Origin of the sequence: Cupriavidus sp. CuC1 (genome assembly GCF_044627735.1) — a bacterium.
Classification (GTDB): domain Bacteria; phylum Pseudomonadota; class Gammaproteobacteria; order Burkholderiales; family Burkholderiaceae; genus Cupriavidus; species Cupriavidus ulmosensis.
This window is the reverse complement of record NZ_JBIUHC010000185.1, coordinates 1-18,449: the sequence shown is the minus strand read 5'-3', so window position 1 is coordinate 18,449 and position 18,449 is coordinate 1. Positions and strand designations below refer to the sequence as shown.

At 65.6% G+C, this 18,449-nt stretch carries 17 protein-coding genes and 1 pseudogene; 10 read left to right on the top strand and 8 right to left on the bottom strand.

Going from position 1 to position 18,449, the window contains the following annotated elements; genetic code table 11:
- Positions 1–93 precede the first annotated feature (93 nt).
- A pseudogene (locus tag ACGLHR_RS44300) lies at positions 94–264 on the bottom strand (PLP-dependent transferase); the annotation flags it as partial.
- Positions 265–395: 131 nt separating this feature from the next.
- On the bottom strand, positions 396–1,364 hold the full coding sequence (locus ACGLHR_RS44295; protein WP_400102188.1) for an aliphatic sulfonate ABC transporter substrate-binding protein: 969 nt from the start codon (positions 1,362–1,364) through the stop codon (positions 396–398).
- A 678-nt stretch (positions 1,365–2,042) separates the two neighbouring features.
- On the opposite strand from ACGLHR_RS44295, the gene cyoA reads away from it, so the two are divergent.
- From cyoA to ACGLHR_RS44250, 9 genes are all read left to right on the top strand, one after another.
- Positions 2,043–3,011, top strand: coding sequence for a ubiquinol oxidase subunit II (cyoA, locus tag ACGLHR_RS44290; RefSeq protein ID WP_400102187.1), 969 nt, complete (start codon positions 2,043–2,045; stop codon positions 3,009–3,011).
- Between the two features lie 8 nt (positions 3,012–3,019).
- Positions 3,020–4,996, top strand: coding sequence for a cytochrome o ubiquinol oxidase subunit I (gene cyoB / locus ACGLHR_RS44285; protein ID WP_400102186.1), 1,977 nt, complete (start codon positions 3,020–3,022; stop codon positions 4,994–4,996).
- Positions 4,997–4,999: 3 nt separating this feature from the next.
- The gene (gene cyoC / locus ACGLHR_RS44280) at positions 5,000–5,650 is read left to right on the top strand and encodes a cytochrome o ubiquinol oxidase subunit III (protein ID WP_400102185.1); all 651 of its coding nucleotides are present in this window, start codon (positions 5,000–5,002) and stop codon (positions 5,648–5,650) included.
- Positions 5,650–6,024 (top strand): cytochrome o ubiquinol oxidase subunit IV, encoded by a 375-nt coding sequence (locus ACGLHR_RS44275; RefSeq protein ID WP_318234699.1) that lies wholly within the window; start codon positions 5,650–5,652, stop codon positions 6,022–6,024. Before cyoC ends, ACGLHR_RS44275 begins: the two co-directional genes overlap by 1 nt.
- A gap of 383 nt (positions 6,025–6,407) precedes the next feature.
- On the top strand, positions 6,408–7,184 hold the full coding sequence (locus ACGLHR_RS44270; RefSeq protein ID WP_318234700.1) for a GntR family transcriptional regulator: 777 nt from the start codon (positions 6,408–6,410) through the stop codon (positions 7,182–7,184).
- Positions 7,185–7,246: 62 nt separating this feature from the next.
- The gene (locus ACGLHR_RS44265; protein ID WP_400102184.1) at positions 7,247–8,302 is read left to right on the top strand and encodes a Rieske 2Fe-2S domain-containing protein; all 1,056 of its coding nucleotides are present in this window, start codon (positions 7,247–7,249) and stop codon (positions 8,300–8,302) included.
- A complete protein-coding gene (locus tag ACGLHR_RS44260; protein ID WP_400102183.1) occupies positions 8,302–9,246 on the top strand; it encodes a PDR/VanB family oxidoreductase in 945 nt (314 codons plus the stop codon). Before ACGLHR_RS44265 ends, ACGLHR_RS44260 begins: the two co-directional genes overlap by 1 nt.
- 134 nt (positions 9,247–9,380) lie before the next feature.
- Positions 9,381–10,718: an MFS transporter gene (locus ACGLHR_RS44255; RefSeq protein WP_400102182.1), complete on the top strand. Its 1,338-nt coding sequence runs from the start codon at positions 9,381–9,383 to the stop codon at positions 10,716–10,718.
- A 101-nt stretch (positions 10,719–10,819) separates the two neighbouring features.
- Positions 10,820–11,914: a porin gene (locus ACGLHR_RS44250; protein ID WP_400102181.1), complete on the top strand. Its 1,095-nt coding sequence runs from the start codon at positions 10,820–10,822 to the stop codon at positions 11,912–11,914.
- A 90-nt stretch (positions 11,915–12,004) separates the two neighbouring features.
- On the opposite strand, the gene ACGLHR_RS44245 is transcribed toward ACGLHR_RS44250, so the two are convergent.
- The 6 genes from ACGLHR_RS44245 to ACGLHR_RS44220 are packed head-to-tail and all read right to left on the bottom strand — an operon-like array spanning position 12,005 to position 18,057.
- Positions 12,005–13,369 carry an LLM class flavin-dependent oxidoreductase gene (locus tag ACGLHR_RS44245; protein ID WP_400102180.1) on the bottom strand — a complete coding sequence of 455 codons (1,365 nt, stop codon included), beginning with the start codon at positions 13,367–13,369 and terminating at the stop codon, positions 12,005–12,007.
- Between the two features lie 11 nt (positions 13,370–13,380).
- Positions 13,381–14,331 carry a TauD/TfdA dioxygenase family protein gene (locus ACGLHR_RS44240; protein ID WP_400102179.1) on the bottom strand — a complete coding sequence of 317 codons (951 nt, stop codon included), beginning with the start codon at positions 14,329–14,331 and terminating at the stop codon, positions 13,381–13,383.
- Between the two features lie 31 nt (positions 14,332–14,362).
- A complete protein-coding gene (locus tag ACGLHR_RS44235; protein ID WP_318236258.1) occupies positions 14,363–15,205 on the bottom strand; it encodes an ABC transporter ATP-binding protein in 843 nt (280 codons plus the stop codon).
- 35 nt (positions 15,206–15,240) lie between these two features.
- Positions 15,241–16,071, bottom strand: a complete 831-nt coding sequence (locus tag ACGLHR_RS44230) for an ABC transporter permease (RefSeq protein WP_400102178.1) — start codon at positions 16,069–16,071, stop codon at positions 15,241–15,243.
- 35 nt (positions 16,072–16,106) lie between these two features.
- Complete coding sequence (locus ACGLHR_RS44225) at positions 16,107–16,955, bottom strand: ABC transporter permease (RefSeq protein ID WP_400102177.1); 849 nt, start codon at positions 16,953–16,955, stop codon at positions 16,107–16,109.
- A 4-nt stretch (positions 16,956–16,959) separates the two neighbouring features.
- Complete coding sequence (locus ACGLHR_RS44220; RefSeq protein WP_400102176.1) at positions 16,960–18,057, bottom strand: ABC transporter substrate-binding protein; 1,098 nt, start codon at positions 18,055–18,057, stop codon at positions 16,960–16,962.
- Here ACGLHR_RS44220 and ACGLHR_RS44215 point away from each other — a divergent pair.
- Positions 18,047–18,256 (top strand): hypothetical protein, encoded by a 210-nt coding sequence (locus ACGLHR_RS44215; RefSeq protein WP_400102175.1) that lies wholly within the window; start codon positions 18,047–18,049, stop codon positions 18,254–18,256. The two genes, ACGLHR_RS44220 and ACGLHR_RS44215, sit on opposite strands and share 11 nt — an antisense overlap.
- Positions 18,257–18,449: the final 193 nt, after the last annotated feature.

Genomic DNA, 18,449 nt, shown 5'->3' with positions numbered 1-18,449 from the left:
ATTCGCAACGTAGCGGGTTGGTTACCGCTTTGCCTGGTCAACCCGAGCTTGTTCAGTTGCCTTTGCAAGCTCCGGCCGTTTTAGGCCGGGGTAGTTGACGATGCGGCTGTAGATATTGCCTGGCACCTTGAGGTCGAACAGGTCGGCGCCGTGCTGCGCGTTGTCGAACGCATAGGCAACGGTCTAGTAGATCGGCACGGCCACGGCACGCGTGGTGGGGTCCGGGGAGTAGCCACCGTGAACGGCAATTGTCTCGATTTTCATAAGGTCTTGGTCATTTTGTTGGAATTGTGCTCAGGAGTGCGCATGGTAGCAGTCGTGACTTCCGCCTGTCATCGCGGCGGACCGTTGCCGGCCCTCCATGAATCTGCATGTCGGATTGGCTTATAGGCTACTTACTGGCTTGCCAGAGGGAAGCTCGCCTGCCAGACGTTGTCCCTGACCTTGACGGCGGTGGGGATCAGTTTCTGCTCGTGGAACAGGTCCGCGACCTGCTGCTGGGCGGCGATCACTTCCGGCGTGACCGGGGTCGCGCCGTAAGGCACGCGCTTGAGCCAGGCTTCCACGACCTGCGCGTCCAGGCCAATGGCGGGCGCCAGCAGGGCGGCGGTCTCGCCCGGGTTCTTCACCACCCACAGGCCGGTGGCGCGTAGTTGCTCCAGGATGGCGTTGACGACCTGCGGCTGTGCCTTGACGAAGCCGTTGCCGGCTTCATAGAAATTGAAGGGGGAGGGCACACCTTCATAGTCGGCAATGGTGCGCACCTTGAGCGCCTTCTGCGCCAGCGCGTAGTACGGGTCCCAGACCACCCAGGCGTCCACGTTGCCGCTCTCGAAGGCGGCGCGCGCATCGGCGGGCGGTAGGTAGATCGGCTGGATGTCCTGCAGGGCCAGGCCATGTTTCTTCAGCAGTTGCACCAGGAGGTAGTTGGAGCTGGAGCCCTTCTGCAAGGCGATGCGCTTGCCGCGCAGGTCGGCCACCGAGCGGATCGGCGACTTCTCCAGCACGAACAGCGCCTCGTTGGTCTTGCCGCCGGGCTCGGCGCCCACATAGACAAAGTTGGCGTGGGCGGCCTGGGCGAACACCGCCGGCGGCGCGCCGGTGTAGCCAAAGTCGATGCCGCCGGCATTGAGCGCCTCCAGCAACTGTGGACCGGCGGGGAATTCCTTCCATTCCACCTTGAAGCCGAGCGGGGCGAGCTTTTTCTCCAGCGAGCCCTGGGCCTTGAGCACGGCCAGCAGGCCGGCCTTCTGGTAGCCCACGCGGACCGATGCGTCGGCGGCGTGGCCCGCGGCGGACCAGGACAGCGCGGCGATGGCCAGGGCGCGGCCGACGAGGGGTAGCCATTGGCGGAAAGGATGCATTGCGATGTTCTCCGAGGTCGACGAGTGAGGTAGCAAGGTCCTGGTTTGGGACGCGGCCCTATGCTTGCGAAATCGCGCGGGGAGGGGAACGAAGGTTATTGCATTTGGATAGAACCGCGGCAGGTGCAACGCGGTGGCAAGCACGTTCTGGCGCGCCATGGCATCCTGTGCGGCCGCCTCATTGCCCCCAAGCGCGGTTGCGGTTTGTGCAGCTGCTTTCAAGGGTGCGCACCCCTGCGACACCTTGCCGCAGCCAGAAATGTCCTGGCTTAATCGGGCGTTGCTGGCGTGATGGCAGAAGAAGCTGCATTGTCCGGTTTGCCGAACAGTGTGTTCCAGCGCACGGGTTTACCCTCAATGCTGCGATGCGGTAGATTCGCGGCCACGATGTCTGACGTACCGCGACCCTCACCTGAATACCCTGTTTGCCCACCAGGCAAGCTTGTCGGGCTGCGCCACGCCGACGTCCTCCTGTGTGGACCGCCGCAGTCCCACAACGATCCGTCCCACAAGGACCAAGCCAGGCTGCCGCTGATCGGCGCGTCCCCCGGCACACCGGTCGCTTGACCCGGATCTGACCCAGTTTCCCCCAAGCCTTAAGCCTGCCTCTTGCTCCCGCATCTGGCAGCAAAACCGCGCCGCGCCGTCGCTGTCGTGGCCAACTCAACCAGTCGTGACATGAAGATACCCAAACTTCCGCGTTGGACGCGGCTAATGCCTTGCGCCGCCCTGCTCTTGCTGGCCGGATGCAACATGGCCGTGCTAGATCCGAAGGGCCAGATTGGCGCCGACGTCAAAAACATCATCCTGATCGCGACCTGGCTGATGTTGCTCGTCGTGGTGCCGGTGATCGTGCTGGTCTTCACCTTCGCCTGGAAGTACCGCGCCAGCAACAAGTCGGCCCGCTACGAGCCGGACTGGTCCCACTCGACCGGGATCGAAGTGGTGGTCTGGCTGATTCCCTGCCTGATCATCCTGGTGCTGGGCATCATCACGTGGAAGTCCTCGCACGACCTGGACCCCTACAAGCCCATCGAATCCAACGTCAAGCCGATCACCATCGAGGCGGTTGCGCTGAACTGGAAATGGCTGTTCATCTATCCGGACCTGGGCATCGCCACGGTCAACGAGATCGCGTTCCCGGTGAACACGCCCGTGAACTTCAAGATCACGTCGGATTCGATCATGAACTCCTTCTTCATCCCGCAACTGGGCAGCCAGGTGTACGCGATGGCGGGCATGGAGACCAAGCTGCACCTGATCGCCAACGAGACCGGCGCGTTCGACGGCATGTCGGCCAACTACAGCGGCGGCGGCTTCTCGGGCATGAAGTTCAAGGCCAAGTCGGTGTCCAACTTCGACTTCGAGGCGTGGGTCAAGCAGGTCCGCGCCTCGTCGAGCCAGCTGACCCTGGCTGACTACAGCGCGCTGGCCAAGCCCAGCGAGGCGAATCCCGTGGCGCTGTACGCCAAGGTCGATCCGCAGCTGTACCACGGCATCCTGCACAAGTACATGGACGGCGCCGGTGGCGCTATCGCCGGCAACGGCACCTCGTTTGGTCCCGTCTGCACCTCGCGCAACACCCTTGGCGTGAGCCAGGTGTCCATGGCCGCGCCCGCTACGCCGGCGCCGGGCTCGAATTCCTAGGAGTAGAGATGTTTGGCAAATTGAGTTTGGATGCCATCCCGTTCCACGAGCCCATCATCATGGGCACGTTGACGATGGTGGCCCTGGGTGGCGTGGCGCTATGCGCGCTGATCACCTATTTCGGCAAGTGGAAATGGCTGTGGAACGACTGGTTCACCTCAGTCGACCACAAGAAGATCGGCATCATGTACACCGTGGTCGCGCTGATCATGCTGCTGCGCGGCTTTGCCGACGCCATCATGATGCGTACCCAGCTGGCGCTGTCCACCAACGGCTCGCCGGGCATCCTGCCGCCTGAGCACTACGACCAGATCTTCACCGCCCACGGCGTGATCATGATCTTCTTCGTGGCGATGCCGCTGATGACGGGCCTGATGAACCTGGTCGTGCCGCTGCAGATCGGCGCGCGCGACGTGGCCTTCCCCTTCCTCAACACGCTGAGCTTCTGGCTGTTCGTGGCTGGCGCGATGCTGGTCAACGTCTCGCTGGGCGTCGGCGAGTTCGCGCGTACCGGCTGGCTGGCCTATCCGCCGCTGTCGGGAATCGCGTACAGCCCTGGCGTGGGGGTGGATTACTACCTATGGAGCTTGCAGATCTCGGGCCTGGGCACCTTGCTGACCGGCGTCAACTTCCTGGTGACCATCCTCAAGATGCGCGCCCCGGGCATGACGCTCATGCGCATGCCGGTGTTCACCTGGACCGCGCTGTGCACCAACGTGCTGATCATCGCCGCTTTCCCGGTGCTGACCGTCACGCTGGGCCTGCTGGGCCTAGACCGCTACCTGGGCATGCACTTCTTCACGAACGAGATGGGCGGCAACGCCATGATGTACGTGAACCTGATCTGGATCTGGGGCCACCCCGAGGTGTACATCCTGATCCTGCCGGCATTCGGCATCTTCTCGGAAATCATCTCGACGTTCTCCGGCAAGAAGCTGTTCGGCTACAAGGGCATGGTCTACGCGACCTGCGCCATCATGGTGCTGTCGTTCTTGGTCTGGCTGCACCACTTCTTCACGATGGGCTCCGGCGCCAACGTGAATGCGTTCTTCGGCATCACCACGATGATCATCTCCATCCCGACCGGGGTGAAGATCTTCAACTGGCTGTTCACCATGTACCGCGGCCGTGTGCAGATGACCACGCCCGTGCTGTGGACGCTGGGCTTCATGGTCACCTTCGTGATCGGCGGCATGACCGGCGTGCTGATGGCAGTGCCGGCGGCTGACTTCGTGCTGCACAACAGCCTGTTCCTGATCGCCCACTTCCACAACGTGATCATTGGTGGCGTGCTGTTCGGCTACATCGCCGGCATTACCTACTGGTTCCCGAAGGCCTTCGGCTTCAAGCTCGACGAGCGCCTGGGCAAGTACGCGTTCTGGTGCTGGATCATCGGTTTCTACCTGGCCTTCATGCCGCTGTACGCACTGGGCTTCATGGGCATGACCCGTCGCCTGAACCACACCGACAACCCGGCGTGGAACCCGTTCCTGTACGTGGCCGTGGTCGGCGCCGTGTTTGTCGGCCTGGGCATCCTGTTCCAGATCCTGCAGATCGTGGTCAGTGTGCGCCGCCGCAAGGAGCTCCTCGACGTGACCGGCGACCCCTGGGGTGGCCGTACGCTGGAGTGGGCCACTTCGTCGCCGCCGCCGTTCTACAACTTCGCGCATACCCCGGTGGTGCGTGACCTCGACGCGTTCGCCGACATGAAGGCGCGTGGCGAAGTGCCGCAGCAGCAAGCGCACTACGAGCAGATCCACATGCCGAAGAACACCGGCGCCGGCTTCTATATCGGTGCCTTCAGCCTGGCGCTGGGCTTTGCCCTGACCTGGCATATCTGGTGGCTGGCGGCGGTAGGCCTGGTTGGCATGATCGTCAGCTTTATCTTCCGCAGCAACGACGACCACATCGACTACTACGTGCCCGCGCACGAAGTCCAGGCGGTCGAAACGAGCCATTTCCAGCGCATTGCGTCACAGGCCTGAACCATGACGACTGAAGTCCTACAGCGTTATCCCGCGCATGGCGCCGCCCAGGCGCATGCCCACTCGCACGATCATTCGCACGATCACGCCCATCACGACACCAGCGCCAACACGGTGTTTGGTTTCTGGGTGTACCTGATGAGCGACTGCATCATCTTCGCCGGGTTGTTCGCCGCGTTCGCGGTGCTGCGCGGCGAAGTGGCAGGCGGCCCGTCAGGCAAGGAACTGTTCGAGCTGAACTACGTCCTGGTCGAGACCTTCCTGCTGTTGTTCAGCAGCTTGACCTCGGGCATGGCAATGATCTCGCTGCATAACGGCCAGCGAGCCCGCCTGCAGTTCTGGCTCGGCGTGACCTTCCTGCTGGGCGTGGCGTTCATCGGCATGGAAATCAACGAGTTCCATCACATGATCGCCGAGGGCGCAGGCCCCGAGCGCAGCGCGTTCCTGTCGTCGTTCTTCACGCTGGTCGGCACCCACGGCCTGCACGTGGCGAGCGGCTTGCTGTGGATGGCCGTGCTGATGTGGCAGATCTCCCGCAAGGGCCTGACCCCCACCATGACCAAGCGCCTGGCCTGCTTCGCCTTGTTCTGGCACTTTCTGGACATCGTCTGGATCGGCGTGTTCACCGTGGTCTACCTGATGGGAGCGATGTAATGGAACATAGCAACGTCTCTGCCGCCGGCGCCCACCGCGCCCACGACGAGCACGGCACCACCTCGGCCGGCGCCAGCCATGGCAGCGTCAAGTCGTATGTGATCGGCTTCGTGCTGGCGGTGATCCTGACCGTCATCCCATTCAAGCTGGTGATGGGCGGCACGCTGGAAGCCTCGACCACGCTGGCCGTGATCCTGGGCCTGGCTGTCGTGCAGATCGTCGTGCACCTGATCTACTTCCTGCACCTGGACAGCTCCTCGGAGCAGCGCTGGAACGTGATGGCCCTGGCCTTCACCGCGCTGATCCTGCTGATCGTGGTGGCGGGCTCGCTGTGGATCATGCACAACATGAACGCCAATATGATGGTGCATTGAGCGCTTGAGCGCGGTTCGGCTGCGGTCGAGCGGCGTAACGCAAACAATGTGAAAAACGACCCGGTCGCGTGAGCGCCCGGGTCGTTTTTGTTTGTGCGGCACCGGGAGGCTGGTTTCTGGCTGCTCGGATAGCGGGTTTTGCCCGCCAGGCCTTGATTCTGCGCTGTATACAGCAAACTCAGTGACAACAGGATGTTGCCTGAAATGAGCTGCTGATCTCTTGTCAGCTTCTGGTTTTCCTGCGTTTTATCGACGTTTACCCTAGGTTTTCAGCTTTCACGTTGCCTCGTCTTTTTCTTATGGATACACTCTGTATTCAAGAGCGGCCATCTTGCATCACAGGACACGCTCGCCCCCATAAGTAGAAGTAGAGGCAACGCATCATGCATACCGACAACGACAACCTCAGCGACAGCAAAGCCGGCGCCAGCGCCTCCCAGGCGGTCCGGGCCCTGCTCGGATTGCGGGAGCTGATCCTCGGCGGCGACCTCGCGCCGGGCGCCCGCATCTCCGAACTGTGGGTGGTTGAGCGCCTCGGCGTCTCCCGCACCCCGATCCGGGCCGCGTTGATCCGCTTGCAGGAAGAAGGCCTGGTCGAGCCCATCCCGTCCGGCGGCTTTGCGGTCCGTTCCTTCGCCGAAAGTGAGATCAGCGATGCGATCGAGCTGCGGGGCACGATGGAAGGCATGGCGGCACGGCTTGCCGCGGAGCGCGGCGTCGGCCAGACCATCCTGAGCGGCTTGCGCGACTGCATCACGCAAATCGACACGGCACTCACCGGCGAGCTGACCGCGGTCAAATTCTCCGCATACGTCGATCTCAACGCGCGCTTCCACCAGTTGCTGGCCGAAGCGGCCGGCAGCCCCCTGGTTGCACGGCAGATCGAGAAAGTGATGAACATCCCGTTTGCCTCCGCGAGCGCCTTCGTGATGGTCCAGTCCATCGATGAAAGCGCGCGCGAAATGCTGCTGCTCGCGCAGGCGCAGCACCGCTCGGTGGTCGAGGCGATCGAGCTGCGCGAGGGCGCCCGCGCCGAAGCGCTGATGCGCGAACACAGCCGCATCGCCAACCGTAACCTCAAGATCGCCATGCAGAACCAGCAGGCGATGTCGCAGGTGCTCGGCGGCAGCCTGATTCGCCGCGCAGGCCGCCCGGCCTGACCTAATCCACTTTCGTAAGTCACTGAACCTTGGCGCGCTTGGGCGCCAGGGAGGGGATCGCTATGTTTCTGAAAAACACTTGGTACGTGGCCTGCACGCCGGACGAACTCGCGGGAAAGCCGCTTGGCCGCACGATCTGCAATGAAAAAATGGTGCTGTTCCGGGGCGAGGACGGCAACGTCGCCGCGCTGGAGGACTTTTGCCCGCACCGTGGCGCGCCGCTTTCGCTGGGCTTTGTCCGCGACGGGCAACTGGTCTGCGGCTACCACGGCATGACCATGGGACGCGACGGCAAATGCGCCAGGATGGCCGGGCAGCGCGTCGGCGGGTTTCCTTCGATCCGCAGCTATCCGGCCGTCGAGCGTTACGGTTTTGTCTGGGTCTGGCCGGGCGACGCCGCGCTGGCCGACGCGGCGGCGATCCCGCACCTGGAGTGGGCGGTGAGCGCGGACTGGGCGCACGGCGGCGGGCTGTATCACATCCATTGCGACTACCGGTTGATGATCGACAACCTCATGGACCTGACCCATGAGACGTACGTCCATGCCTCCAGCATCGGGCAGGCCGAGATCGAAGAGTCGGCACCCGCCACCAAGGTGGAGGGCGACATGGTCGTGACCGGCCGGCATATGGAGGGCATCATGCCGCCGCCGTTCTGGGCCGCGGCGTTGCGCGGCAATGGCCTTGCGGACGATGTGCCTTGCGACCGCTGGCAGATCTGCCGCTTCACGCCACCAAGCCACGTCATGATCGAGGTGGGCGTGGCGCACGCGGGCACGGGCGGCTATCACGCCGAGCCGCAGCACAAGGCGTCGAGCATCGTGGTGGACTTCATCACGCCGGAAACCGAGACGTCGATCTGGTACTTCTGGGGCATGGCACGCAACTTCAAGGCAGACGACGCGCAGCTGACCGAAACCATCCGCGAAGGGCAGGGCAAGATCTTCGCCGAAGACCTGGAAATGCTGGAGGCGCAGCAGCGCAATATCCTGGCCAATCCCGAGCGCAAGCTGCTCAAGCTGAATATCGATGCTGGCGGCGTCCAGGCGCGCCGGATTCTCGATCGCCTGCTGCAGCAAGAGCGGGCCGGGCAGGCCGGGCAGGGGGAGGGCGCGTGATGCAGGTCAGGATCGCAAGCAAGGCCGACGCGGCGTCGGGCATCGCCGTGTTCGAACTGGTCGCGCCGCACGGCGGCACCCTGCCGGCATTCACCGCGGGCGCGCATATCGACGTACGGATCGGGCAGGGACTGGTGCGCCAGTACTCCCTGTGCAATGACCCCGCCGAGACCCATCGCTACCAGATCGGCGTGCTGCGCGACCCTGCCTCCCGGGGCGGGTCGGAGGCCATGCACGCGTTGGCAGTGGGCGCCACGCTGGAAGTCAGCGAGCCGAAGAACCACTTTCCGCTGGCTGCCGGCGCCGCGCATTCGATCCTGCTCGCCGGTGGCATCGGTGTCACGCCCATCCTCGCCATGGCGCAGCGCCTGGCGCAGACCGGCGCGTCGTTCGAGCTGCACTACTGCACCCGCACGGCGGCGCACACGGCGTTCCGCGAGCGGCTTGCGCACGACGATCTGCGGGACCGCACGTATTTCTATTTCGACGAGCCGCAGGGCCATCGTGCCGACCTGCCGCGCTTGCTCGCCGCCCCCGGCGCGCAGACGCATCTCTATGTGTGCGGCCCCGCCGGCTTCATGGACGCGGTGCTGCGCCAGGCGAAGGAGGCCGGCTGGCCGGAAGCCAATCTCCACCGGGAGTATTTTGCCGCGCCCGAAGTGCCGGGCGCCGTCGCCGGGGCATTCCAGGTGAAGGTCCAGAGCAGCGGGCTGGTGATCGATGTCGAGCCGGACCAGACGGTGGTGCAGGCGCTGTCGGCCAATGGCGTGGAGATCCAGACATCCTGCGAGCAGGGCGTGTGCGGAACCTGCCTGACGCGTGTGCTGGCGGGCGAGCCGGACCACCGCGATGCCTATCTGACCGACGAGGAACGCGCCGCCAACGATCAGTTCCTGCCGTGCTGCTCGCGCGCACGGACGGGTTTGCTGGTGCTGGATTTGTAGTTGCCGGTGGTCGTCGGTGGTCCGTCGGTAGTTGCCGGTAGTTGCCGTCAATCCCGCTGCTGTTCCGATCAATCGGACTAGTCAGATCGATCGGATCGACGAGGTGAATCAAAATAAATACATGGAGGTAGACAATGAAGCTCGACATCAGGGAAACCATCAACCAGGGCGAGATGAGCCGGTTCCAGATCATGGCGGTAGCGATCTGCATCGTGCTCAATATGCTCGACGGCTTTGACGTACTGGCGATGGCGTTCACCGCCTCGCATATCTCAAGCGACTGGCACCTGAGCGGCAAGGAGATTGGCGTCCTGCTCAGTGCCGGGCTGTTCGGCATGGCGGCGGGATCGCTGTTCCTGGCGCCCTGGGCCGACCGGCTCGGGCGCCGCCCCGTCATCCTGCTCTGCCTGGCGACGATCTCGGCGGGCATGCTTTGTTCCGCGTTCGCGCAGAGCGTGACCCAGCTGGCGGCCATGCGGGCGCTCACCGGGCTGGGCATCGGCGGCATGCTGGCCAGCATCAACGTCATTACCGGCGAATACGCCTCCGACAAGTGGCGCAGCACCGCGATCGTGCTGCAGGCCACCGGTTATCCGGTGGGCGCGACGATCGGCGGCGCCATCGCCGGCGTGCTGCTGCTGCACTACGGCTGGCGCAGCGTCTTCGTCTTTGGCGGGCTGGTCACGCTGGCCATGATCCCGGTCGTGCTGGCGCGCTTGCCTGAATCGCTGGACTTCCTGATTGCCAGGCGCCCGGCCGGTGCGGTCGACAAGCTCAACAAGCTTCTCGCCGGCATGGGGCGCGAGCGCATTACCGAAATGCCGGCGCGCGCCGCCGCGCAGGCGCCGGCCCAGGGCGGGGTTCGCAGCTTGTTTGGCGGTCGCCTCGCCATGCAGACGCTGATGATCTGGACTTCGTTCTTCCTGGTGATGTTCAGCTTCTACTTTGTCCTGAGTTGGACGCCGAAGCTGCTGGTGGCGGCCGGCATGTCGGCCCAGCAGGGGATTACCGGCGGCGTGCTGCTTAACGTCGGCGGCATCGTGGGCGGCACGTTGTTTGGCTTTCTCGCCGCGCGCATCGGGCTCAAGCCGCTGCTGTGGAGCTGCTTTGTCCTGACCGCCTTGTTGCTGGTGGCATTCGGCATGTACGCCAATACCTTGTCGGTGGCGTTCGTGCTGGCCCTGTTCATCGGTGGCGGCATCTTCGGCTGCATGGTCGGCTTGTACGCCTACGCGCCCATTCTCTATCCGGCGCAAAACCGCACCACGGGCATGGGCTGGTCGATCGGCATGGGCCGCTTCGGCGCGGTGCTGGCCCCGCTGGTCGCCGGCGCGCTGGTCGACGCGGGCTGGCCTACCTCAAACCTGTACTACGTCTTCGCGCTGCCGCTGCTGGTAGCCATCGCCAGCGTCGGCCTGCTTGGCCGGTCCCCGGCGGCCGACGGACAAGCGGTACGTATCGCCGCGCACTGAGCCGTACTGAGCGGTACCACATAGAACACGCAATAGCGTGCCGACATTGGGCGGCAGGCCCCTGGCTTGCCTCGAATTTGATAATAAACGGGAGGATGACAATGAAACTTGGACACGCGGTCGCAGCCATCGCGGCAGCGATCCCGGTGGTTGCCGCGGCGCAGAACGTGACGGCTTATGGAGTGGTGGATACGGGCGTGGAGTACATCTCCCATATCGGCGCGGCAAAGGACAATGTCTTTCGCATGCCGAACCTGACCGGCACGGTGCCGTCTCGCTGGGGCTTGCGCGGCATCGAGGACCTGGGCGGCGGCATGAAGGCGATCTTCTGGCTGGAGTCCGGGTTCGGGCCCGATAGCGGCGCCAACAACCAGGGTGGACGCCTGTTCGGCCGCCAGGCGCTGGTGGGGCTCTCGGGGAACTGGGGGCAGGTCGCGCTGGGACGGCAGTACACCATGCTGTTCTGGGCCATGGCCGATCCCGACATCCTGGGGCCGAACGCCTTCGGCTCGGGCTCGCTGGATAGCTACCTGCCCAATACACGCACGGACAATGCAATCTCGTACAAGGGCACCTTCGGCGGCCTGACCGCCGGCGCCACCTACAGTTTCGGCCGCGATACGGTCAACGCGGGGCCGAGCCCTTCGGGCACCAACTGCGCCGGGGAGAATCCGGCGGACCAGCGCGCCTGCCGGGAGTGGTCCGCGATGCTCAAGTACGACACTGCGACCTGGAGCGTGGCGGCCGCCTACGATTCGCTGCGCGGCGGCCCGGGTGCCTTCGCCGGGCTGAACCGCAGCAGCCTGACGGATGACCGCCTGTCCATCAACGGCTATGTGCTGGTCAACCGGGACACCAAGATCGGCCTGGGCTGGCTGCGCCGGGACAACAGGGCCAACCCCGCACCCGTGAGCGATATGTTCTACGGCGGCGTGGCCTACCAGGTGACGCCGGCCTTCAGCGTCGACGGCGAGGTGTTCAACCTGCGCTATCACAACAGCGCGGACAAGGCATGGCTGTTCGCGGCGCGCGGCGTCTATGCCTTCACCAAGCGCACGTCCGTCTATGGCACCGCCGGCTTCATCAACAACGGCGGCAACCTGGCGCTGTCCGTCAGCAATGCGGGAACGGGCACCAATCCCGCACCCGGCGGTAGCCAGCTTGGTGCCATGGTCGGGATGAAACACGTGTTCTGACCGCGCATGCATGGCTGTGCTTGCGCAGCCCTGTCGCCTCGGGCGGGCCAGCTGGCAACCCTTGCTTCTTCGCAAGGGAATGCACGGCGCTCAGGCCACCTGCCGCGTGGCGCCAAACGCGCGAGGATGCGCCGGCCGCGCCAGTCCCAGGTGCTCACGCAAGGTGTTGCCCTCGTAGCGCTCGCGAAACAGCCCGCGCCGGCGCAGCTCCGGCAGCACCAGCTCGATAAAGTCGTCGAGCCCGCCCGGCAGCCATGGCGGCATGATGTTGAAGCCGTCGGCAGCACCGCCTTCGAACCACGCCTGCAACTGATCGGCAACGCTCTCGGCCGTGCCATGGATGGACCAGTGCCCGCGCGCGGTGGCCACGCGCAGATAGAGCTGGCGGATGGTCAGTCCCTCGCGCCGGGCAAGCCCCGTCACCAGCTGGAAGCGGCTCTTGGCGCCGTTGGGCTCGGGCAGGTCGCCGGGCAGGGGACCGTCGAGCGGGTAGCCGGAGAGATCCACGCCGCCGAGGTTCTGCGCTAACAGGGCCAGCCCCACGGCAGGATGGATCAGGCTTTGCAGTGCCTCGAACTTTTCCTTCGCCTCGGCCTCGCTGTGCCCGATCACGGGGAACACGCCCGGCATGATCTTGAGCTGGTCGGGCGTGCGGCCATAGCGCGCCATCCGGCCTTTCAGGCCCTGGTAGAAGGCCTGGGCATCTTCGAGCGACTGCTGCGCGGTAAAGATGACCTCCGCCGTGCGCGCCGCCAGTTCCTGCCCGGCCTCGGACGAGCCCGCCTGCACAATCACCGGATGGCCCTGCGGCGGGCGTGACACGTTGAGCGGCCCGCGTACCTGGAAATGCTTGCCATGGTGGTCCAGCGCATGCAGCTTGTCCTGCGCGAAATGCAGGCCGCTGTCCTTGTCGTAGAGGAAGGCGTCATCCTCCCAGGTGTCCCACAGCCCGGTCACCACGTCGACGAATTCCTCGGCGCGCGCGTAGCGGTCCGCATGCTCGGGATGCTTGTCCAGGTTGAAGTTGCGCGCCTCGGCATCGGACCACGACGTCACCACGTTCCAGCCGGCACGGCCGCCGCTCAGGTGATCGAGCGAGGCGAACTTGCGCGCTACGTGAAAGGGCTCGTTGTAGGTGGTGGAGACGGTGGCCACCAGGCCGATGCGCTCGGTCACTGCCGCCAGCGCGCAGAGCAGCGTCAGCGGCTCGAAGCTGGCGGCGCGCGCCGTGCGGGGCAGGGTGGCGTCGTCAAGCGAGCGGATCGCCACGCCATCGGCGAGGAAGATCGTATCGAACTGCGCGGCCTCGGCACTTTGCGCCAGCCGCACGTAGTGCGCCAGGCTTTGCCCGGCGTTGGCCTGCGCCCCGGGGTGGCGCCAGCCGGCCACGTGGTGGCCGGTGGCTTGCAGGAAGGCGCCGAGCTTGAGCTGGCGTTTTGGTGCGGGTTGGCTCATCCGTGGCTCCCTTATGCGGCGGCGCGCGCCGGCGCCGCGTGGTTGGCCGGCTCGCCATGCTTGGGCGCGGCGGACTTCACCGCCACGCTGCGGCGTCCGTCCACGCTGACGGGCACATCGCCCGCGATGGTGACGCGGCGCACCACGCGGTGCGCGTCGCCGTAGTCGTTGATGGCGTAGTGCTGGGTGGCGCGGTTGTCCCAGATCGCCACGTCGTTGGTGCGCCAGCGCCAGCGCACCGTGTTCTCGAGGCGATGCACGTGGTCTTGCAGCACGGAGACCAGATGCTGCGAATCGGACGACGAATAGCCAAGCAGCTTCTTCACGAAATGCCCCAGCACCAGCGTGCGCTCGCCGGTCTCCGGGTGCACGCGCACCACCGGGTGCTCGGTCTCGTAGATTGCCGCGGTGAAGACCTCGCGGTAGCGCTTGATGGCTTCGGTGCTGACCGTGTTGCGGGTGGCCGCGTAGTCGTAGTCGTTGGTGTGCAGCGCCCACAGGCGGTCGGCCAGCTCGCGCAGGGCCTCGGACAGGTCCTGGTAGGCCGCTGCCGTATTGGCCCACACCGTGTCGCCGCCGGCGGCCGGAATGACCACGCCGCGCAGCACGGACACCTGCGGGTAGGCCAGGTCGAAGGTCACGTCGGTATGCCAGGAATTGGCGCGGCCGCCGTGCTCGGAGTCGAGTTCTAGCAGGAACCGCGTGCCATCGCGCGAGGGCACGGTGGGGTGGGGCACGGGCGTGCCGAACAGGCTGGCGAAGCCTTCCTGGGCTTGATCGTCCAGGTGGTCCTGGTCGCGCAAGAACAGCACCTTGTGGCGCAGCAGCGCGGCGCGCACGGCGCCGAAGGTGGCGGCATCGAGATCGGGCGCGAGGCGTAGGCCACGGATCTCGGCGCCGATGCGCCCGGCTACCGGATGGATGTCGAGCGTGACTTGTGCTGCGGTTTGCTGCTGGGTCATTTGGGATTCTCCTGTGGGCGAGAGGCGCGATTCAGATCGCGAACTGGATATTGGGTGGCAGCCGGTCGGTGTATTCCGGCTCGGCATCGCGCTTGATGGGCGCTTCGGCGAGATCGGCGAGGCGCCCGGTGAACTCCTGCAGCACGTCGTCCTTGACGCGCGCGAAGCCCAGCGCGGCGCGGTCGCGCGGGTGCGCCAGCGGCACCGGCAGGATGCGCCGGATGCGCCCCGGGCGCGGCTCCATCACCACCACGCGATCGCCCAGGTAGATGGCTTCTTCGACATCGTGGGTGACCAGGATCATGGTGATGCCCTCGGCCTGCCAGATGCGGTGCAGCTCTTGCTGCAGGTAGGCGCGGGTGAGCGCGTCGAGCGCGCCGAAGGGCTCGTCGAGCAGCAGGATCTCCGGGCGCGTGACCAGTGCGCGGGCAATGGCCACGCGCTGCGACATGCCGCCCGATAGCTGGTGCGGGAACGCGGTCTCGAAGCCGGCCAGCCCCACCAGCTCGATATGCTCGCGCACCGTGCGGCGCTTGTCGGTTTCGGTGAGGTTGGCGTTGAGCAGCGCCATGCGGATGTTCTGCTCAACCGTGAGCCACGGAAACAGGCGGTGCTCCTGGAACACGATGCCGCGGTCAAGGCTGGTGCCCACCACGCGCTTTCCGTCGAGCAGGATCTCGCCCTTGTAGTCCTCCTCCAGCCCCACCACCAGCCGCAGCAGCGTGGATTTTCCGCAGCCGCTGGCGCCGACGATGCTGACGAACTCGCCGGGGGCGATGGACAGCGTGATGTCCTCGAGTACGGGCAGGGGCTCGCCCTTGACTTCGTACTGCTTGCGCAGGTGCGCGATGTTGAGCGTGCCGGCTCGGGCCATGACAGGTCTCCAGGATTTGGTCAGAAGCAGTGGGTTCAGAACGCGGCGACCGAGCGCCCGCGCCACGCCAGCAGGCGGCGCTCGATGCGGCTGGCGATCCAGTTCAGCGTAAAGCCGACCAGCCCGACCACGATCACGCCGAAGATCACCAGGTCCATCCAGAAATTCTCGCGGCCATCGGTCAGGGTGTTGCCGATGCCCTTGCCGGACACCAGCATGTACTCGGCGCCGAGCGTGGCCAGCCAGGCGTAGATCAGCGCCAGGTGGATGCCGGCGAAGATCGACGGCGAGGCGGATGGCAGCACCACGCGCAGCAGCACCTGCCGGCGCGAATACTTCAATACGTTGGCCACTTCCAGCAGATCGGCGGGCACGCCGCGGATGCCTTCGAAGGTGTTGAGCACCACCGGGAAAAAGGCCGCGAGCGACAGGAACACCACCTTGGCGGTGTCGCCCAGCCCGAACCACACCGAGATCAGCGGGATCCAGGCAAACAGCGAGATCTGCTTGATGGTGTGGAACGTCGGCCCGACCAGTTGCTCGAACAGCCGCGACAGCCCCAGCGCGGTGCCGAACAACAGGCCCACGCTGGCGCCCAGCGCGAAGCCGGCCAGATCACGCCACAGGCTGGACGACAGCGCAACAAACAGCGCGCCGCTGCGCACCTGTTCCACCGCCGTGGCCCAGACCTTGGACACCGGCACCAGCAGCGGTGAAGTGCTCCAGCCAAAGCGCACCGCGGCCCACCACAGCACGATCAGCCCGAGGGGCAGGACCCAGCCGCGCAGCGCGCGGGGGATGCCCGGGGCGCGCAGGGAGCGTGGCTTGACGGGTTTCGTTACCAGTGTCGTGGAGGCATCGGCCATGTTGTTCTTCCTTTGCTGTTGTTTCGCGCCGCGGCTCAAAGCCCCGGCTTGCGCCAGCGCAATACCGCGCGCTCGGCCAGCGCCAGCACCTTGTCCAGCGCGAATCCCACCGCGCCCACCACGATCACCGCGGCAATCACCATGTCGAGCTGGAACAGCTGCCGGCCGTACACGATCATGTAGCCCAGCCCTTCGGAGGAGGCCAGCAGCTCCACCACCACCAGCGCCAGCCAGGCGTGCGTCAGGCCGTAGCGGATGCCGCCCCAGATCGGCGCGGCGGCGGCGGGAAACACCACCCGCGACAGCAGCTGCCAGCGCGTGAAGCGCAACACCCGCGCCACCTCGATATAGCGTGTGGGCACGTTCTGGATGCCCTTGTAGGTATTGAGCGCGATGGGCACCAGCGACGCCTTGGCGATCAGGATGATCTTGAGCGCCTCGTCGATGCCGACCAGCAGCATCAGCAGCGGCAGCCAGCCCAGCACGGGCACCTGGCTGAAGGCCTTGAAGGTGGGATAGACGTAGTCGCGCAAGCCGGGCGACAGGCCCATCGCCACGCCCAGCGCCAGCCCGCCGGCCAGGCCCAGCGCAAAGCCGCCCGCCACGCGCATGGCGCTGACGGCCAGGTTGGCCTGCAGCTCGCCGCTCTGGTAGAGGTCCGTGAGCGTGTGCCAGACGGTGTCGGGCGCGGGGAGCACCTGCGGCGGAATCCATGCGAAGCGCGCCGCCACGTACCACACCAGCAGCAGCGCCAGCGGCACGGGCCAGGCCAGCAGCCAGGCAGCGTGCTGCCGGGTGGGCCGCCAGCCGCGCAGGCCCTTGCCGCCTTGCGCGGGGGAGGCGCCCGCCGCAGCCGGCAGCGCCAGGGTATCGTTGGCCGCCATCGCGTCAGGCTCCGAGGATCTTGCCGTTGGGCTGGTAGACCGGCCAATAGCTTTGCAGGCTCAGGTCGTTCAGCGCGGCTTTCAGGAAGCTCGGGTCGATCCACTGGTCCACGTCGAACTTCGCGCGTGAGAGCCGCAGGCGGTAAGCCTGCTCGGTGGCGTCCTTGTAGCGGGCCACCAGGAAGGGGTCGAAGTTCGGGTTCAGCCGCACGCGCAGCGGCTCGCCCTCGTAGTCTTCCTTCCAGTGCTCGTACGGCGTGCCGGCGCGCGCCCAGGTGCGCAGCACGTCTTCGCGGTTCTTTTCGTCGGAGGCCCAGCGCGCGCCTTGCACCGCGGTCTTGACCAGTTGCTGGGTGGCTTCGGGATACTTGCTGGCGAAGGCGTCGGTCACCAGCACATGGCTCTGGCGGGTGTAGATCGGCGACTGGTTCTTGCTGGAATACAGGATGCGCACCGCGCCCTTGTCGCGCAGGCGCAGGATGTCCATCGCGCCGATGGCGCCGTCGATATCGCGCGTGGTGAGGGCTGCCAGGTAGCCGGCGGTGTCCAGGTTCAGCAGCCGCAGGTCCTTTTCGGCCAGCCCGTTGGCTTCGAGCAGGCGCAGCGCGGGCAGATGCATATTGGTGCCCTTGAACAGCGACACGCGCTTGCCGCGCAGGTCCGCCACCGTCTTGAGCGGGGAGTCCGGCGGCACGCCGATATAGATGTTGGTGCGCACGCCCGTGGCCAGCACCAGCCGCGTCTTGAGGCCCGCCGCGCGCGCCACGATGGCAGGCAGGTCACCCTGCAACGCAAAATCGAGCTGGTTGGTGCTGATGGCTTCATTCACGGCCGGCCCGGCGCCCTTGAAGAACAGCCATTCGATGCGCGTGCCGGACGGCTTGAATGCCTCCTCCAGCCAGCCGCGCGCATGCGCAATGGCCAAGGAGCTGCCCGCGAAGGTGGGCGGCGTGCCGGTGGCCGGCTGCGCCACGCCAATGCGGATCACGTCTGGCCGGGCCGCGCCCACCGCGCTGAATGCGCTGAGCGGGCCAGCCGACGCGGCGGCACCCAGGCCGGATACTGCAAGGCGTTTGAGAAGGGTTCGTCGCGTGATTGCCATCTTGAGTGTGGTCCTGTGTCCTGTGCCTGAGGGGAAAGAAGGGGAAAGAATTTCACCAACGGCTCTCAAGATACGCGGCGCTGTCGGCATGGCAGAAGGAATGTTTTTGGCTTTGGATATGGCCTGCGCGCATATGAACCACGGGTGGCAATCGCGCTGCGGCAACGCATATCAGCATGCGTTTTTCTTCGTTCCGTGAGGCTGCGCGGTGGCATAGAGTGCGCCATTTTCGATACGTGATTGGCCGCAAGCCCACGCACAAGACCTGAGCCAATGATCGACAACAACGAGAATATGAACGGGCAGCCGCAGCCTGGCCGGCGCCTCTTCCTGCGCCAGGGCGCGGGCCTGGGTGGCGTGGCGCTTGGCGCGGGCGCGCTCGCCGCCGGTAC

Excerpts from the sequence above, each read along its gene's own strand:
- cyoB (WP_400102186.1), top strand. The coding sequence starts at position 3,020 with ATGTTTGGCAAATTGAGTTTGGATGCCATCCCGTTCCACGAGCCCATC.
- ACGLHR_RS44255 (WP_400102182.1), top strand. The coding sequence starts at position 9,381 with ATGAAGCTCGACATCAGGGAAACCATCAACCAGGGCGAGATGAGCCGG.
- ACGLHR_RS44275 (WP_318234699.1), top strand. The coding sequence starts at position 5,650 with ATGGAACATAGCAACGTCTCTGCCGCCGGCGCCCACCGCGCCCACGAC.
- cyoC (WP_400102185.1), top strand. The coding sequence starts at position 5,000 with ATGACGACTGAAGTCCTACAGCGTTATCCCGCGCATGGCGCCGCCCAG.
- ACGLHR_RS44220 (WP_400102176.1), bottom strand. The coding sequence starts at position 18,057 with ATGGCAATCACGCGACGAACCCTTCTCAAACGCCTTGCAGTATCCGGC.
- ACGLHR_RS44250 (WP_400102181.1), top strand. The coding sequence starts at position 10,820 with ATGAAACTTGGACACGCGGTCGCAGCCATCGCGGCAGCGATCCCGGTG.
- ACGLHR_RS44225 (WP_400102177.1), bottom strand. The coding sequence starts at position 16,955 with ATGGCGGCCAACGATACCCTGGCGCTGCCGGCTGCGGCGGGCGCCTCC.
- ACGLHR_RS44230 (WP_400102178.1), bottom strand. The coding sequence starts at position 16,071 with ATGGCCGATGCCTCCACGACACTGGTAACGAAACCCGTCAAGCCACGC.
- ACGLHR_RS44295 (WP_400102188.1), bottom strand. The coding sequence starts at position 1,364 with ATGCATCCTTTCCGCCAATGGCTACCCCTCGTCGGCCGCGCCCTGGCC.
- ACGLHR_RS44265 (WP_400102184.1), top strand. The coding sequence starts at position 7,247 with ATGTTTCTGAAAAACACTTGGTACGTGGCCTGCACGCCGGACGAACTC.
- ACGLHR_RS44245 (WP_400102180.1), bottom strand. The coding sequence starts at position 13,369 with ATGAGCCAACCCGCACCAAAACGCCAGCTCAAGCTCGGCGCCTTCCTG.
- ACGLHR_RS44240 (WP_400102179.1), bottom strand. The coding sequence starts at position 14,331 with ATGACCCAGCAGCAAACCGCAGCACAAGTCACGCTCGACATCCATCCG.
- ACGLHR_RS44235 (WP_318236258.1), bottom strand. The coding sequence starts at position 15,205 with ATGGCCCGAGCCGGCACGCTCAACATCGCGCACCTGCGCAAGCAGTAC.
- ACGLHR_RS44270 (WP_318234700.1), top strand. The coding sequence starts at position 6,408 with ATGCATACCGACAACGACAACCTCAGCGACAGCAAAGCCGGCGCCAGC.
- cyoA (WP_400102187.1), top strand. The coding sequence starts at position 2,043 with ATGAAGATACCCAAACTTCCGCGTTGGACGCGGCTAATGCCTTGCGCC.
- ACGLHR_RS44260 (WP_400102183.1), top strand. The coding sequence starts at position 8,302 with ATGCAGGTCAGGATCGCAAGCAAGGCCGACGCGGCGTCGGGCATCGCC.